Consider the following 301-nt stretch of genomic DNA (forward strand, 5'->3'; position numbering starts at 1 on the left):
AGGTGCCCGTACCGCAAACCGACACAGGTAGGCGAGGAGAGAATCCTAAGGTGCGCGGGAGAACTCTTGCTAAGGAACTCGGCAAAATGGCCCCGTAACTTCGGGAGAAGGGGCGCCCCGGTAGGGTCAGGGACCCCGCCCGACGCGAGCGTCAGCTTTCGTCGGGTGGGCCCGAGCCCGAGGGGGCCGCAGTGAAAAGGCCCAAGCGACTGTTTAGCAAAAACACAGGTCTCTGCGAAGCCGCAAGGCGAAGTATAGGGGCTGACGCCTGCCCGGTGCTGGAAGGTTAAGGGGATGAGTT

At 62.5% G+C, this 301-nt stretch carries 1 rRNA gene; it reads left to right on the forward strand.

The annotated features are described in order from the left end of the window. A 23S ribosomal RNA gene (locus tag ETC00_RS20430) occupies window positions 1-301 on the forward strand; the annotation flags it as partial.

The organism is Brevibacillus sp. MCWH (genome assembly GCF_013096935.1).
Classification (GTDB): domain Bacteria; phylum Bacillota; class Bacilli; order Brevibacillales; family Brevibacillaceae; genus Brevibacillus; species Brevibacillus aydinogluensis.